The organism is Marinobacter sp. NSM (genome assembly GCF_052380025.1).
GTDB lineage: Bacteria > Pseudomonadota > Gammaproteobacteria > Pseudomonadales > Oleiphilaceae > Marinobacter.
Map to the genome: position 1 here is coordinate 16,728 of NZ_JBQTCK010000006.1, position 15,925 is coordinate 32,652.

Consider the following 15,925-nt stretch of genomic DNA (forward strand, 5'->3'; position numbering starts at 1 on the left):
ATGGCCTTTCAGAACCCGGAAGCAGACGCCTTTCACTGGCTGGTAGACATGCTCGAATCGGTCGAGGTGGGCCTTGTGGTGATGGACCTCGAGTTCCGTGTGCAGGCCTGGAATGGCTTTATGGAAAACCACAGCGGCATCACCGCAAGCCAAATCCGCGACCAAGTATTGTTCGATGCCTTTCCCGACATTCCCAGAGCCTGGCTCACCCGCAAAGTCGATGCCGTCGCCATGCTCAACACCCGGGCCTTTACCCCCTGGGAGCAACGCCCTTTCCTGTTCAAATTCCGGAACACACGGCCCATCACCGGCACCGAAGAATACATGTTCCAGAACCTCACCATCAGCCCCCTGACTAGCACTACCGGTGAAGTCGACAAAATCTGCCTGCTGATTTATGACGTGACCGAATTCGCCAGCAGCAAACGGGCCCTGGAACGAGCCAACGAGCAGCTCGCCAAACTGAGTATGACAGACCGCCTGACTGGCCTACTCAACCGTGGCACCTGGGAAAACCTGGTAGATGCCGAATACGAACGCTATCGCCGCTACGGTCAAGCTACCAGTCTGGTGATGTTCGATATCGACCACTTCAAACCGGTCAACGACAACTACGGCCACCTGGCCGGCGATGAAGTTATCCGCCATACCGCTAAGGTGACACGCAACAGCATCCGCCAGTCCGACAGCGCCGGCCGTTACGGTGGCGAAGAGTTCGGCATCATCCTGCCGGAAACCGATGCAGAGAACGCCCGCATGATCTGCGAGCGCATTCGCGAAAGCATCGAAAAAAGCACCGTGGAGACCAGCGCCGGCAACATCACCTACACCATCAGCATGGGCATCGCCCAACTCACCAACGAGCCTGACAACTATATGCAGTGGATGGAGCGGGCCGATGCAGCCCTTTACCGGGCAAAGAATGCTGGTCGAAACAAGGTAGTCGTAGATTCGGATTAATAGCGGGCCAGACCATGCGCTGACCCGCTATGAATAAACCTGGGATCATCAGTCAGAAAAGACGGCTGATGAGGTCTCTTATAGAACCCGTAATAGGTCCAAGCAAGCCGCCAAGCAAACTGTGAGCAGGCTCCAACACGTTACGATCTAGTTGCTCGGTCACTTCTCTTGTAACCGTTGCAAGACCATCCGACAACAGATTAGGCAGAATGACTGCGTTCTCGCCAATGTTATCCGGAGCCTGCTCCAGTAATAAAACTTCCAGGACAATTGAGTTCAACGCCGTATTAACTGCACCAACAAGCCCATCGGTTGCATTTGAGCTGTCAAGCAATGTCACCTGTTCCAGAGTGCCACCCACACCACGCAGCGTTGTTGCAAGAATACTCGTTACGCCCCGAAGCACTGGCACAGGTTCAGCCTGCCGATCAACCGCATCAAGAATGTTGTCAAGATTAATCACTAACTGGACAACGGGACCAACAATGAACGCTATGTCTTCAGACAAACCCTCACCCGAAGATTCACCTCCACTACCCCCAAAACCGATTGTGAAAGCTTCAAACGCATCTTCAAGGCGATCAAAGGGTGCCGGAAGTACCGAGGTATCTATAGCGTTCAAGCGCTCAGCGGCAGCCTGAACCGACAATGTAGCTTGGGCAAGGTCCTTGGCAGGCAATTGCTCTGTAAGTGCCGCACTCACTGAATCGATCGACATCAATAAGGTGTCAATACCGTTAATGAGCTGACCAACAACCTGTTGCGTTTCTTCATTGGGGTTGAGCGAATTGAGCTGGTTCAAACCACCTGTCAATTGTTGACGAAACGCCAGAATTGGTCCCACGAAATTCGGGTCAAAGCCCTCTCCTGTTGTCAGTGCGACCGGAATCGACAATGGCGTGCCTGTAAAATCACGCCCCCGGGCGATGTTAGCGGGGGGCGCCTTTTCAAGGCATTGCACATGCGCCGGCGTCAGATCACCGCTGGCATCCAACACTCCGAACCCCTCAATGTCAGGATCAACGGTGTAGGCTTCGAAGCACATTTGCGCAGGAACTCCCGTGCTCGGGTTACTCTCCGTAGCCTGCACCCAGAAAAATCCGTAGGTATCGCCCTGTTGGAACATGGCGCTATTTCGCTCAGGGTCAGTCAGAGAACGAAGCTTACCCGCAGCACCACTGACCACAAACCGGGTGCGACCGCAAGATTCAACCTCGTCGAGTAACTGCAGATCGTGATCATGGCCGGTCATGATAAAGTCCGTGTAATCACACACAGCCTCTTCAAGGAAATCTTTCCAACGCTGACCAGAGATGACAGGGAGAATAAAAGATGGAATAAAATCATAGTTGCCGGCATTGCCATGGAACCCGTTTGAAATGTACGGGTGATGAGCAATTGATATATTGAACAGCGCGTTCGAGGATATCAGCTCATCCTGAGCCCAGAACAACTGCTGCATACCATAGTTTTGCCAAGTGAATCTTGAGTCCGCATCCGCAACCAGCGAGGCAAGAGGATTCGAATCAAGCGACACAATTTTAACCAACGGATTGCCATCGCGAGTCAGGGGAGTATTGAGCGAAGGGATCTCCGTTGAATCAACCGAATAATATCGATCCGGCATGTTCCATCTGGGGCTGTTTCCCTCGTAATGGTAATCAACCTGAATGTCTCCGCGGCTGTTATTTGCACCGTCACCACCTACGTAACCGGTGTTATCGTGGTTACCTAACACCATGTAAAACGGGGTATCGCCCATCGGCTCGAAGGGCTTCTCAAACTTGTCAATAAACTGAGCATCCGCCACCGATGTTGCGCCGTCCTCGTAGATGTTGTCGCCAAATCCCAGCACAAATTCACAAGGTCCAGCCACTTCACCTTTGATCCGGCAGACATCAGCCATGGATTGACCCACTGCAAATTGCCCGGCACTGCCTGAACCGGAATCTCCCATGGCAATGAACTGCGTTGAGGCTACCGAACGTGAGCTACCCTCGTTCTCCGTCCCGCTGCCACCCGCGGTTTCATTGGGCTGCCCTTCGTTCTCCGCTGACTCACCGCCACCGCCACCACATGCGGTCAATAAGCCAACCAGCCCACCAACAACAAAAGGTTTGAAAATCTTGTTCATACTACCGACTCCTGGAAGCTGATCTGTTTTACAACGCCTGCAAGGCTCTGCTGATGTTTCCTCGTGGCCGGCGGTGCAAGCAGACTAACCTGCGCACTACGTGGTCTTGTGGGTTTCAAAATGTTCTGGTCAACAATTAAGCGGTAAGGCGCCCGATTCTGCTCAGACTTTGCATTCACCGCGACCAGCCGCCGCTTGCTGTCATCCAGCTCACCCTTTCGAGTCTCATCGGCTATGGTCGTCACATAATGAAACTCGGCTTGAGCTCGTTGCCGGGTCACATCCATTAAAATGAACCCTCGGGTTTGTAGCTCGCTGTACTTAACATGGGGGTTCACCACTGGAAGTGCAGCAGAGACAAGCTCTGCAAGGCCCGCGGGGAACCCAGGCGATGTGACCGACGGGCAGACAAATTCAACCGCTAATGCCTCACGGTTGAATAGGTCGCCCGGCAAGCTTGAAGGGTTACGGTAAATTTCGTTAGCCCAGGAGGTGTGGATATCCCCCGTGAAAATGACCACGTTCTCCACAGACCCATCGATCGCATCCAATATTCGCTCTCGACTGGCCGTGTAACCATCCCACTGGTCCATATTGATGCCCTGCTGAGTTGTTCCATAAGGCAGAAACGAAAGCAGTTCAGGCTGGGGCAACTCCGCCAGGTTTAACTGGCCAAACATGACCTGTTGACCGATCATCTTCCATACCGCACCAGACTCAGCCAGCCCGCTGGTCAACCAGTCCATCTGATTGTCACTGATCAACTTACGTTCTGGATCGGTTCTTTCCGAGCCGATCGGTAAAGACGCTTGAGCGTCACGACCCTCAATTCGCGTATCGAGCATCCAGAGATCGATCAAGTCACCGTAATAAAACCGGCGCCACAACCGCAGACTGTCCTCATCGAACGACCGAACCGGCATCCATTCGAAGTAAGCCTTCGCCGCTGCGAGCTTTCGTGTCTCCCAGTTGCCCTCACTTTCGGGCTGGTGATTCTCAGCTCCATCTTTGAAGGCGTCATTGGTGAATTCATGATCGTCCCAGATACAAATCATCGGATACTGCTGGTGTACCGCCTGCAAATCGGGGTCACGCTTGTATTGGCTGTGTCGCTCCCGGTAGTCCGAGAGCGACACAATCTCATTAGCTGGTGAATGAACGCGATTGGGCACACTGGCGGGGTCGTCGTAAGTTCCAGGCTCGTACTCGTATAAATAGTCGCCCAGATGCAAGACGAAATCGAGGTCTCGGTCTTCGACCCTGGCAAGTGCGTTGTATACCGAGAAATGCCCATAAGGGAAGTTAGAGCAAGAAACCGTCGCAAACCTTACACGGTTAACTCGTTGAGTCCTGCGCGGAAATGTTCTGGTACGGCCGACCGGTGAGGCCTCATTACCGGCCACAAAGCTGAAATAATACCAGGTGTCTGGCTTAAGACCCGCAGCATCGACCTTAACGCAAAAGTCATTCTTTTCATCCGCGGTTGCTGCAAATACCATCGGTTCTGCAAACTCAGGCGTCTCGCTGACGATGACCTGAACAGGGATTGAAGTTTGAGTCGAATCGTCCGGGGTGAATCTGGTCCACAAAATTACTCGGTCTTCCAGCGGATCACCAGACGCCACTCCGTGCTCGAATCTACCTGAAGAAACTTGCTGAAACTCATCAGAACGGTCCGAACCACCCCCGGAAGGTCCTGATTCACTCCCATCTGGCAACGACGAACCTGAGCCGCCACACCCCACCAATCCCGCCAAAGGAACACATGCGGTAGTCGCAAGGAAAGATCTGCGCTTCATAACTACACCCAAAGTCTAATTGAATCTTTGGAGTGTAAAGAAGGAATGTGACACTTATGTTTATATTATCGCATGACACACTGCATGCATAGCATGCAAAGTGTTATCAAACATATCATGTCATTAAAGGCGGCATACTCATTAAATCGACGATTTTACCGACTGCCCCAAGTTTGATCGCTTCGTTTGGCATCCCAAACACAACACACGATTTTTCGTCCTGAGCAAACGTCTCTGCACCTGCATTGCGCATCTGCAATAAGCCACGAGCACCATCATCACCCATGCCGGTCAGAATAAACCCCTTTGCATTGGAGCCCGCCGCTGTGGCAACCGATTGAAACAAAACGTTAACCGACGGTCTGTGCCGACAAACCGGAGGTCCATCTTTAAGGTGGGTATAATAAAAGCCACCACGCCTCTCAACCTGCAAATGTATGCCGCCTCGGGCAATGTAGACGTGCCCCGGCAAAACTCGCTGACCTTCACCCGCCTCCTGCACGTTAAGTTCACATAAAGAATCGAGACGTTGCGCAAAGGCAGATGTAAACTGAACAGGCATATGCTGGACAATGACAATCCCTGGAGTAGTCACCGGTAACGCACGCAGTAGAGCTTCCACCGCTACGGTACCACCCGTCGATGAGCCTATGGCTATGATGCGGTCGGTTGTAACAGACAACGGGCTTGCCTGAGCGGAACGGTCTGGCTTTCCTCCAGTTGCTGCCTCAAGCGGCATCGGTGTGCGCGTAGTCAACTTGACCGATGACTTAGCTGCCCCCTTAACGGCCCGTACCAGGTCTCTGGAGGCTTCCTCAAGATAACTTTTAAGGCCAGAAGTGGGTTTGGCAACGATGTCCACGGCGCCTGCTGCCAGCGCGTCGAGAGTAGTTTGAGCACCTTTAACCGTCAACGAGGAGCAAATAATCACAGGCAGCGGCCTTGTGGACATGATTTTTCTCAAAAATGTCAGGCCGTCCATCCTTGGCATCTCAATATCCAGGATGACGACATCGGGCCACTCCGACTCCATAAACTTCATTGCAAAGATCGGGTCACTCACCGCACTGATAACTCGAATATCGCCATCGGACTGAAGGATATGGGTCAGGGTTTGCCTGACAACCGCCGAATCATCCACAATCATCACCCGCACAGGGCCGTCTGCTGCCATAAAATCCCTCACAGGAACATCATTTAGCTTTTATGTAGACCGAGGGCTGAACCTGTTCCAGGCCATCTATCAGGCCCAGCACTGACTCAGCATGACCAACAACCAGCCTACCGCCAGTGACGAGACGCTCAGTCACCTTCTGAAGTATTCGCTTCTTCTTATTTGCATCGAAATATATCAAGACATTTCTCAAAAAAATCGCATCATAGACTTTGTTGCTATCAACATCTGACAAGAGATTCCGCTTGCAAAAGAAAACTCTTTTCTTGAGGCTCTCCTTAATCAGGAATTTATCCTGATAGACACCCTTACCCTTCAGGCAATATTGCTTAAGATACCGGTCTGGAATACGGTCAGAGGCTCGGAGCGGATAAAGCCCTTGCCTGGCAACTTCTAGCATAGACTCCGACAAATCGGATGCGTCTACTTCCCAAAAGTTGTTCCCCGAATACTGGTCCAACACCATTGCAATGCTGTACGGCTCTTCCCCGGAAGAGCATGCCGCACTCCACACCCTGAGAATCTTACCGGCATCGCGATACTCTTTGGCTAGCTTCGCTATCAGCTTGAAGTGATCTACCTCACGAAAAAAAGACGTCTCATTTGTCGTCAGAAGATCAACAACCAACCGCCTTTCTGATTCGTTACCCGGTAACTGAGTCCAGGCCAGATAATCTGCATAGTTCTTTTTTTTCGTAGCCCTAAGCCTGCTCTCAAGACGCTGAGCAACCAGGTACTGTTTGTTTGTTGAGAGGCTAATACCTGATTCCGTCTCAAAAAAACGCATAAACTCTTCAATCGCCGACTCATCCGATGCAGACATACCACTTTTTTTTGTTGTCACATTTAAATTCATCCAAAGATGATATCAAGCATTTGCAGAAACCTTACTGTTTTGACTGACGAAACCATTAATATCAGCCAGTTCCTCAACAGATAGAACCTTGTCTACACACAAGATAATAACAAAGCTCCCATTGAGCTTTCCCATTCCCTGAATAAAATCAGCCCTTATTTTTGCGCCGAAGCTCGGCGGCGGCTCGATATTATCGCTACTAATCGAAAGCACTTCCGAAACCGTGTCGACAACAATACCTATTTCCTGATGGCCATTGTCTGTGGGGACTTCCACAATGACAAAACAAGTGCGTTTGGTGGGAATATTTTTATCACCCCCAAACCGCACCTTTAAATCAACTACAGGTACTACAGAGCCCCGGAGATTTATGACACCTCTTATGAAGGGAGGCATTAAAGGAACACTAGTCAAAGCACTATATTCCAGTATTTCTTTGACTTTCATTATTTCAATCGCAAAAAGCTCTTCATCAACGGAAAAGGTCAAAAAATCAGAAACAGAGCTGTCTTTTTCCTGTTGCTTCTCACTCCCCTGAAACTGATCCAAGGTTTCTTTTTGTTGAGCGGCCATTATAAACCCCCGTAATATTTAAAGTATCAGCTTGCTTCAGCAGGTTCTTTATTGGCAAACCTTCGTATTAGATTGGCAAGATCGATAATCAATGCCACGTTGCCGTTGCCCATAATGGTAGACCCGCTAAGCCCCTCAAGATTCATAAAAATCGGACCTAAAGGTTTTATCACGGTCTGAAATTCGCCATGTAATTGATCTACCACCAGCCCGGCTTTTTTCGCGCCAGATCGGACAACTACAATATTCTCACGAGATTCAGGCTGCCCCGGAACCTGGAAAACATCTCTAAGCCTTAGAAAGGGCAAAACCTCTCCCCGAAGATTCATATAGTTCTGGTCTCGCCCGTTCTCACTTTTATTCAGATTGAGCTCGACACACTCAAGCACCGACTCAAGCGGCATAACAAAGAAGTCGTTCCCAACGCTCACCAGGAAGCCATCAATGATTGCCAGGGTAAGCGGGAGAGTAATCCGTATAGTCGTACCCTGATCAAGCACACTGGAGATATTAATCCTGCCTCCGATATCAACTACATTGCGCCGCACAACATCCATGCCAACCCCTCTTCCAGACAAATCGGTTACGGCATCTGCAGTGGAAAACCCCGGCTCAAAAATAAGCTGGAACAGTTCCTCTTCGCTTAAAACCTGGTCCTCAGAAATCAGCTGTTTTTCCAAAGATTTTTTGCGAATTTTCTCTGGATTAAGGCCCCGTCCGTCATCTGAAACTTCAATTACGATAGAGCCTGAATCATGAAAGGCATTAAGTTTCAGAACGCCGCCTTCCGGTTTACCTTTCGCAACTCGTTCCGCCGAAGATTCAATCCCATGATCAATCGCATTCCGGATCAGGTGCATCAAAGGGTCGCCAATCTTCTCGACAACCGTCTTGTCCAGTTCCGTTTCAGCCCCGCTTATTTCCAGCTGAATGTTCTTACCAAGCTCTCCTGAGAGATCCCTCACAACCCTTCTGTAGCGGTTGAAGGTGTTGCCTATCTGAACCATGCGCAATTGCAGCGCCGCGTCACGCACTTCCTCAATAAGCTCCGTCAGATTACCCATGGACTCCGCAATGGCGTTGTCACCCGATTCCCTCGCTAACAGCGAAACCCCAGCCCCGGATGTAACCAATTCTCCAATCAGATTAACCAGCTCATCCAACCTCGCCGCATCCACGCGTATTGATTTACCCTCTGCCTTGACAACTGCTTCTCCTTTCGCCGAGTCAGCCATGGCACCAGGCGCTTCTCGATCCGTCAGCGGAGGCGTCGTTCCCGCGTCAAGAGTCGCGCCTTTTTGCAAACTCTCAGCCTGATCAAACGATAAACTTTGGCACCGCACCCACAAGTCCAAAAGGTAATCATCGGGCTCCTGCAACGTGTCGAGTAGTTCGTGAAATGACGCCAAGGGTTGATCCGGCGCCAGTATGTGAATATCGCTACCCTCACGTACAAATTCAAAAACACTTTCAATTTGGTCTCGGGATACATCTGCTTTGAAACACAATTCGAACCCAAAGTAACAAGATTCAGGATTAAAGCTGTCTGGCGTGGGTAACCTTTTCTCAACCAGACAAATACCCACTATTTGCCCTAAACCAGCGAGATAGCGCAAAAATGAAAGCGGATCCATTCCGTCCCGAAAGGTATCCTCTCCGAAACGTAAGGAGATATGCCAGGTCTCTCTGGTTACGTTCTGAACAGTGGATTTTAACGGGGTTTGCTGCAATTCTGTTTCCGAATCAAAGTGGCTTCGAAGGTAAGCATCGAGCGGGTTATCAGTGCTGGTACTGTCCGCAGTACTTTTAGAGGAGGACGGTTCCGATGTGCGTTCAACTGCCCCGGCTTGATCTTGAAGCCCCGGATGCACTTGCCTCAATTTTTCAAGAAGACTTTGACTACGCTGCTCCGCAGAAGCGCTCGCACGCTGCATTCCGTCCGCCACTTCGTCGATCAGTGTTCGTAAGTGATCATTGCAGTGTAGAAGAACACTTATAATATCACCGGTCAGCGTCACCGTTCCCTCACGCAGATCATCCAGCCCAGTCTCCAACTCATGAGTAAACCGAACAACATCCTCCAAACCAAACAACCCTGCGGAGCCCTTTATCGTGTGTGCAGCTCTAAAGACCGAATTCAAATGCTCCGCGGTATTAGTGTCAGCGGAACTCTCCAGAGCCAATAAGGCATTTTCCATCTCTTCCAGCAACTCTCTGCTCTCATCTACATAAGTTTGCAGAGCATCTTGCATGTCCATAGACGGGTCCCCCGATCAGTAACCATTAGTCAAACCGATTTGTTATTGTTCTGTGCCCACAGTTTCAAAAAGTTGCTGCATCAAGTCGGGGACATTGGTAAGCAGGAGCTCCCCGCCATTGGCCTTGACGTGATTGCGGTATACCAGCAATATCTGAAGACCTGCTCCATCAATTTCTTTAATTCCAGCGCAATCAACTGAAAGCCTGTCATGAGCCAAATCAAAAATAGGCCTAAGACTTTTTTTCAAAGCCTCCGCGTTGTATATCGTCAACTCACCGCTGAGCTCGTACGCTCTTTCGTCAGTTTTGCTCAGGAACTCCTGCATGGGGCTCTCTCCCGTGGATCACATCAGTAAAAGCTTCTTGACCGCGTCCAACATCTGTTGAGGCTGAAATGGCTTCACAACCCACGCTTTAGCACCAGACGCCTTCCCCTCCGATTTCCGGGTCTCACTGGACTCCGTTGTCAACATGATCACGGGGGTGAATTTATATTCCGGCATTTTTTTAACCTCTTTAAGAAACGTCAGGCCATCCATAACCGGCATATTCACGTCGCTAATGATCAGATTCGCCCGCTTGGCTTTGAGCACCTCAAGTGCTTTCTTGCCATTTTCAGCTTCCATGGTTTCGTAGCCCGCGCTCTTAAGCGCCATCACGACCACTTGACGTAAAGAAGCAGAGTCATCTACAACCATCACCGTTTTAGTCATTTTTCTCTCCGTCTCAAAAACCTAAAAGAACGTAATTTCCTGACCACCGATACCCGGCGCTTGAGCACCCCTGTGATTTGCACGCTGTTCCGCCATGGCGTAGCTCCCTTCCATTTTGCTCAGCCATGTCTCCGGGTCGAGCGAGATTGAGAGCTTGTCCGGGTCTTCAACAGATTCCTCAAGGGTAGTCACCAGCTCACACATGCTCGAAACCACCTGCTGATTCATCTGGTTAACACGGTCCTGAAACTGAAGATCAACGAGAACATTCTGAAGATCTGTTTCGATGCTTTGAGATGTATCCTCCATGTTCCTGGAACTTCCTTTCAGCTCGATCAGAATCTGACCCATCGTATTGAGCACGTTCCGAATACTGGACTCAGACTCATCAAGGTGTGACTTTTCTCTTGCACTCGATGTATTGACCAGCGAGACACTTTTATTGATGGCCTCGTTTGCAGAGGCCACGGTTTGTGTCATGGCGTCTGCCGCTTGCCTGCTCCTGCGGGAAAGATTTCTCACTTCCTCAGCCACTACAGCAAAACCGCGACCATGCTCACCAGCCCTGGCCGCCTCGATAGAAGCATTTAAAGCAAGGAGGTTGGTCTGATCTGAAATTTCCACAACCTCTGTCGACATTTTAAGCAGTGACTGAGTAAAACCCGCCATGGCCTTTATTTCATCAACCAAACTCGCCCTGCTATCCTGAATCTGCCGAAGCCCTTTTATCGTCTGCTCAAGAGCCAACTCGCTCTGGCGAAACGCAGCATTCACCGACTCGCTCTCCGTCACTTGCCTTGAAGTCTCAATAGCATCCTCAAGAGCACTTCGAAGGTTCTCGAATTTAGCAACTAACCCATTGATGGAATCTAGGGTAAGCGCGTCAGCGCTATCGACCTGCCGACTCCAAATAGGAACTACTGACGTCACGAGTGGAACAAGTGGGTGCTGCTGAAAGCCTTGGTCAGCATGTTCATGCTTAGCATTCGCTTCTTTTTTAAAACGCGCATTATGTTCTCGCGCCTTAATATTGACCCAAAACAGGGCACCAATAAAAGACAATAGAAAAAATATGGTTATTAGAATAAACCAAGCAGGAAATAACCACACAAGTATTATGGAAAATGCACCAAAAAAGGTCAGCGCGGAAAGAATACTTTTACATCCGGCCAGATCAATGCTTGAACTCTCAGATGCGGCCACCTGCTCAAAGCCCTGTTTCATACCCGAACACCCATTCTTAGCATTGGTTAGATCTGATTATGGACTAGAAATCCAGTTTCGCAACTTCACCAACTTTTTTTAACAAACTGATATTTTTAGAAAAATGACAAATCCACAATCCCTAAAACATTTTTTTTTGTAAAAAATTGAAAAAAAGCCTCGAAAATCTGAAGTTCTGCTATTTATATAAGATACCAAGCAGACGTAATTGAAATTATGTTGCGAGCTAACAATCACATGATGTAGCCGCGCAATTTTCAGTTGTGGTCAGCAGCAATTATTTATTTGCGATAAGAAACAGGCGACCAAGACCTTACCCAGGTGACGAGGGCAATAAGATGCTTGATATGTTCAAACACAACAAGGGTTCTCAACAAACTCTTCTAGCAGCCACGGGGCGTTGGCTAAACTCAAAACTGGACGATACTCAGGCTGACCTGGAACAGCCTGATTTTTCCAAATTACCAGAAGAGCTCAGGCAGGCGCTGCTAAAAGTAGAGGCATTCAAAGCCAAATCTGAAGAGAATGCTCGCCTGGCGGAGCAAAGACTAAGCGAGTCCCGCAGAATCCGTTCAGCGATGGAATGCATGTCGTCGAACGTCATGATCGCTGACGAAGAGCACAATATTGTTTATACCAACCCCGCTGTCGTTAAATTTCTGACGGATGCAGAGGCCGACATAAAAGCCTCACTACCCAACTTCAAAGCCTCAGACCTCCTTACCAGCAGCATCGACCGCTATCACAAAGACCCCTCAGTGCAGCGAAAAATGCTGGCAGCGCTTGAGTCCACCTACACCGCCAATATTAAGCTCGGCGACAGGCATTTCCGTTTAATGGTGAATCCGGTCAAAGGCGAAGGAGGCCGAAAGCTCGGCCACGTTGTCGAATGGCTGGACAGAACCGCAGAGGAGTTTGCGATAACGCAAATGCAGGACGTTGTTCAAGCCGTGCAGGAGGGCGATCTCACGCGGCGCATTACAACAACGGCAAACTCAGACGGCCTGACACGTATCGTGGGTGAAAATTTCAACCAGGTACTGGAACTAATACTGGACCCGCTCACCGTCGCATCCACCTATGTTAAGCGCATCGCTGCGGGAGACATTCCTGAGCCGATCACCGATGAATACAAAGGTGATTTTAACGAGATCAAAAACAACCTGAATACCTGTATCAGCGCCGTCAATAAGATGATTGCTGATGCAGACCTCCTCTCACAAGCCGCCGTCCGAGGGGAGCTCGATACGCGAGCAGACGCCAGCAAACACGAGGGCGATTTCCGGCGCATTGTACAGGGCGTGAACGATACGCTGGATGCCGTTATCGGGCCGCTAAACGTGGCTGCGAACTATGTTGACCGTATCTCCAAAGGAGACATACCAGAACCGATCACCGACGAATACAACGGCGACTTCAACACCATCAAAAACAACCTGAACCGCGCCATTGACGCCGTTAATAAGATGATCGAAGACGCTAACCTGCTGGCCAAAGCCGCCGTCGAGGGGGCGCTCGACACCCGGGCCGATGCCAGCAAACACGAAGGCGACTTCCGGCGCATCGTCCAGGGCGTAAATGACACACTGGATGCCGTCATCGGGCCGCTGAACGTGGCCGCCGATTACGTAGACCGCATCTCCCGGGGTGAAATCCCCGAGCCCATCACCGACGAATACAACGGCGATTTCAACACCATCAAGAACAACCTGAACCGCGCCATCGATGCCGTGAATAAAATGATTGAAGACGCCAACCTGCTGGCCAAGGCCGCCGTCGAGGGGGCGCTCGACACCCGGGCCGATGCCAGCAAACACGAAGGCGACTTCCGGCGCATCGTCCAGGGCGTAAATGACACACTGGATGCCGTCATCGGGCCGCTGAACGTGGCCGCCGATTACGTAGACCGCATCTCCCGGGGTGAAATCCCCGAGCCCATCACCGACGAATACAACGGCGATTTCAACACCATCAAGAACAACCTGAACCGCGCCATCGATGCCGTGAATAAAATGATTGAAGACGCCAACCTGCTGGCCAAGGCCGCCGTCGAGGGGGCGCTCGACACCCGGGCCGATGCCAGCAAACACGAAGGCGACTTCCGGCGCATCGTCCAGGGCGTAAATGACACACTGGATGCCGTCATCGGGCCGCTGAACGTGGCCGCCGATTACGTAGACCGCATCTCCCGGGGTGAAATCCCCGAGCCCATCACCGACGAATACAACGGCGATTTCAACACCATCAAGAACAACCTGAACCGCGCCATCGATGCCGTGAATAAAATGATTGAAGACGCCAACCTGCTGGCCAAGGCCGCCGTCGAGGGGGCGCTCGACACCCGGGCCGATGCCAGCAAACACGAAGGCGACTTCCGGCGCATCGTCCAGGGCGTAAATGACACACTGGATGCCGTCATCGGGCCGCTGAACGTGGCCGCCGATTACGTAGACCGCATCTCCCGGGGTGAAATCCCCGAGCCCATCACCGACGAATACAACGGCGATTTCAACACCATCAAGAACAACCTGAACCGCGCCATCGATGCCGTGAATAAAATGATTGAAGACGCCAACCTGCTGGCCAAGGCCGCCGTCGAGGGGGCGCTCGACACCCGGGCCGATGCCAGCAAACACGAAGGCGACTTCCGGCGCATCGTCCAGGGCGTAAATGACACACTGGATGCCGTCATCGGGCCGCTGAACGTGGCCGCCGATTACGTGGACCGCATCTCCCGGGGAGACATACCAGAGCCCATTACCGATGAATACAACGGCGACTTCAACACCATCAAAAACAACCTGAACCGCGCTATCGGCGCCGTCAACAAGATGATTGAAGACGCCAACATGCTGTCGCAGGCAGCTGTCGAGGGGGCACTCGACACACGAGCCGATGCCACCAAGCACGAGGGTGACTTCCGGCGCATCGTTCAAGGCGTTAACGAAACTCTGGACGCCGTCATCGGCCCCATCAATGAAATCATGCGGGTTATGCAAGTAGTAGAAAGCGGCAAGCTCTCAGAGCGCATACAGACACCCTTCCGCGGCGATCTTCAGCGCCTGTCAGAATCCATCAACAACACATTGACTTCAGTGGTCGAACCCATCAATGATCTGATCGAAACAATGAGCGGTGTGGAAACAGGCGATTTAACCAGGCTCATTTCTGTCACCTGTAAAGGTGACATGGTTCAGCTCAAAGATGCCGTAAACAACACCATCAACAAGCTCGAGCAAATGGCGATCGATATGAGAGTGTCCGCCGATTCGCTCAACTCCGCCACGAAGCAGGTGAGTTCCACCGCTCATTCACTCAGCCAAGGCGCAAGTGAGCAAGCCTCGAACGTTGTTCAGACAACATCCTCCATTGAGCAGATGACCGCCTCTATCGCCCAGAACGCCGAAAACGCAAAAGTCACAGATGGCATTTCTCAGAAAGCGGCAAAAGAGGCGACGGAAGGCGGCGAGGCCGTTCAAAGAACTGTCAGCGCAATGAAAAGCATCGCAGAGAAAATCGGCATCATTGACGACATTGCCTACCAAACCAACTTGTTGGCATTGAATGCCGCAATTGAAGCGGCCAGGGCCGGTGACCATGGCAAAGGATTTGCTGTGGTCGCTGCAGAAGTTCGCAAATTGGCGGAGAGAAGCCAGGTTGCGGCGCAGGAAATCGGAGATCTTGCTTCAGGCTCGGTGGATCAGGCCGAGAAGGCGGGCCAACTGCTCGACGAAATGGTGCCATCCATCCAGAAAACCTCCGACCTGGTTCAAGAGATCAGCGCGGCGTCTGATGAACAGAGCATTGGTGCAAATCAAATTAACAGGGCGATGGACCAGCTAAACCAGATAACCCAGCAAAGCGCATCGTCCGCCGAAGAACTGGCGTCGACTGCGGAAGAAATGAACGCACAGGCAGAACAACTGAAGCGGCAAATTGCCTTCTTCAAGGTTAACAACAAGGCCTCTGCGGAGACTATTAGCTTAACCACTAGATCATCGGCACCAAGAGCGCCGAGAGAGTTAGATATGCCACCTCCGCAGGCTCTGAATGGAAAAAACGGGCACGCACATGATGAGTCTGAATTCGGAGAGTTCTGACCATCATTGACACCTCCACCCAAAGCTTCCCGCCTTATTTGAGAGCGGGAATGCTTTGGGGGCTTCTCCTCAGGTCGTGATTTAGCAGCTCTACGTTGTCGTTTAGGCCAATGGCCATTAACTGCGGCAGTGT

The 15,925-nt window shown here is 51.1% G+C and carries 11 protein-coding genes and 1 pseudogene; 3 read left to right on the plus strand and 9 right to left on the minus strand.

Features of this window, described 5'->3' with window-relative positions:
* Complete coding sequence (locus tag ACTZWX_RS13495; RefSeq protein ID WP_444714366.1) at nt 1-960, plus strand: GGDEF domain-containing protein; 960 nt, start codon at nt 1-3, stop codon at nt 958-960.
* 52 nt (nt 961-1,012) lie between these two features.
* On the opposite strand, the gene ACTZWX_RS13500 is transcribed toward ACTZWX_RS13495, so the two are convergent.
* From ACTZWX_RS13500 to ACTZWX_RS13540, 9 genes are all read right to left on the minus strand, one after another.
* Entirely contained in the window at nt 1,013-3,094 is a 2,082-nt protein-coding gene (locus ACTZWX_RS13500) for a metallophosphoesterase (protein ID WP_444714367.1), read from the minus strand.
* Complete coding sequence (locus ACTZWX_RS13505; RefSeq protein ID WP_444714368.1) at nt 3,091-4,893, minus strand: alkaline phosphatase D family protein; 1,803 nt, start codon at nt 4,891-4,893, stop codon at nt 3,091-3,093. Before ACTZWX_RS13505 ends, ACTZWX_RS13500 begins: the two co-directional genes overlap by 4 nt.
* Before the next feature lie 115 nt (nt 4,894-5,008).
* Nucleotides 5,009-6,067, minus strand: a complete 1,059-nt coding sequence (locus ACTZWX_RS13510; RefSeq protein ID WP_444714369.1) for a protein-glutamate methylesterase/protein-glutamine glutaminase — start codon at nt 6,065-6,067, stop codon at nt 5,009-5,011.
* 19 nt (nt 6,068-6,086) lie between these two features.
* Nucleotides 6,087-6,890, minus strand: coding sequence for a CheR family methyltransferase (locus ACTZWX_RS13515; protein ID WP_444714370.1), 804 nt, complete (start codon nt 6,888-6,890; stop codon nt 6,087-6,089).
* 45 nt (nt 6,891-6,935) lie between these two features.
* Entirely contained in the window at nt 6,936-7,496 is a 561-nt protein-coding gene (locus ACTZWX_RS13520; RefSeq protein ID WP_444714371.1) for a chemotaxis protein CheW, read from the minus strand.
* A gap of 26 nt (nt 7,497-7,522) precedes the next feature.
* On the minus strand, nt 7,523-9,754 hold the full coding sequence (locus tag ACTZWX_RS13525; protein ID WP_444714372.1) for a chemotaxis protein CheA: 2,232 nt from the start codon (nt 9,752-9,754) through the stop codon (nt 7,523-7,525).
* A gap of 42 nt (nt 9,755-9,796) precedes the next feature.
* Nucleotides 9,797-10,081 carry an STAS domain-containing protein gene (locus ACTZWX_RS13530; RefSeq protein ID WP_444714373.1) on the minus strand — a complete coding sequence of 95 codons (285 nt, stop codon included), beginning with the start codon at nt 10,079-10,081 and terminating at the stop codon, nt 9,797-9,799.
* Nucleotides 10,082-10,099: 18 nt separating this feature from the next.
* Complete coding sequence (locus ACTZWX_RS13535) at nt 10,100-10,468, minus strand: response regulator (RefSeq protein WP_444714374.1); 369 nt, start codon at nt 10,466-10,468, stop codon at nt 10,100-10,102.
* Nucleotides 10,469-10,489: 21 nt separating this feature from the next.
* Nucleotides 10,490-11,692: a methyl-accepting chemotaxis protein gene (locus tag ACTZWX_RS13540; protein WP_444714375.1), complete on the minus strand. Its 1,203-nt coding sequence runs from the start codon at nt 11,690-11,692 to the stop codon at nt 10,490-10,492.
* Between the two features lie 929 nt (nt 11,693-12,621).
* On the opposite strand from ACTZWX_RS13540, the pseudogene ACTZWX_RS13545 reads away from it, so the two are divergent.
* Nucleotides 12,622-14,463 (plus strand): annotated as a pseudogene (locus ACTZWX_RS13545) (hypothetical protein); the annotation flags it as partial.
* 78 nt (nt 14,464-14,541) lie between these two features.
* Nucleotides 14,542-15,792, plus strand: coding sequence for a methyl-accepting chemotaxis protein (locus ACTZWX_RS13550; protein WP_444714554.1), 1,251 nt, complete (start codon nt 14,542-14,544; stop codon nt 15,790-15,792).
* Nucleotides 15,793-15,925 lie beyond the last annotated feature (133 nt).

What these genes read in the sequence shown, in the direction of transcription:
- ACTZWX_RS13525 (WP_444714372.1), bottom strand. Translation starts at nt 9,754, where the DNA reads ATGGACATGCAAGATGCTCTGCAAACTTATGTAGATGAGAGCAGAGAG.
- ACTZWX_RS13495 (WP_444714366.1), top strand. Translation starts at nt 1, where the DNA reads ATGGCCTTTCAGAACCCGGAAGCAGACGCCTTTCACTGGCTGGTAGAC.
- ACTZWX_RS13505 (WP_444714368.1), bottom strand. Translation starts at nt 4,893, where the DNA reads ATGAAGCGCAGATCTTTCCTTGCGACTACCGCATGTGTTCCTTTGGCG.
- ACTZWX_RS13510 (WP_444714369.1), bottom strand. Translation starts at nt 6,067, where the DNA reads ATGGCAGCAGACGGCCCTGTGCGGGTGATGATTGTGGATGATTCGGCG.
- ACTZWX_RS13515 (WP_444714370.1), bottom strand. Translation starts at nt 6,890, where the DNA reads ATGTCTGCATCGGATGAGTCGGCGATTGAAGAGTTTATGCGTTTTTTT.
- ACTZWX_RS13530 (WP_444714373.1), bottom strand. Translation starts at nt 10,081, where the DNA reads ATGCAGGAGTTCCTGAGCAAAACTGACGAAAGAGCGTACGAGCTCAGC.
- ACTZWX_RS13520 (WP_444714371.1), bottom strand. Translation starts at nt 7,496, where the DNA reads ATGGCCGCTCAACAAAAAGAAACCTTGGATCAGTTTCAGGGGAGTGAG.
- ACTZWX_RS13550 (WP_444714554.1), top strand. Translation starts at nt 14,542, where the DNA reads ATGCTGTCGCAGGCAGCTGTCGAGGGGGCACTCGACACACGAGCCGAT.
- ACTZWX_RS13535 (WP_444714374.1), bottom strand. Translation starts at nt 10,468, where the DNA reads ATGACTAAAACGGTGATGGTTGTAGATGACTCTGCTTCTTTACGTCAA.
- ACTZWX_RS13500 (WP_444714367.1), bottom strand. Translation starts at nt 3,094, where the DNA reads ATGAACAAGATTTTCAAACCTTTTGTTGTTGGTGGGCTGGTTGGCTTA.
- ACTZWX_RS13540 (WP_444714375.1), bottom strand. Translation starts at nt 11,692, where the DNA reads ATGAAACAGGGCTTTGAGCAGGTGGCCGCATCTGAGAGTTCAAGCATT.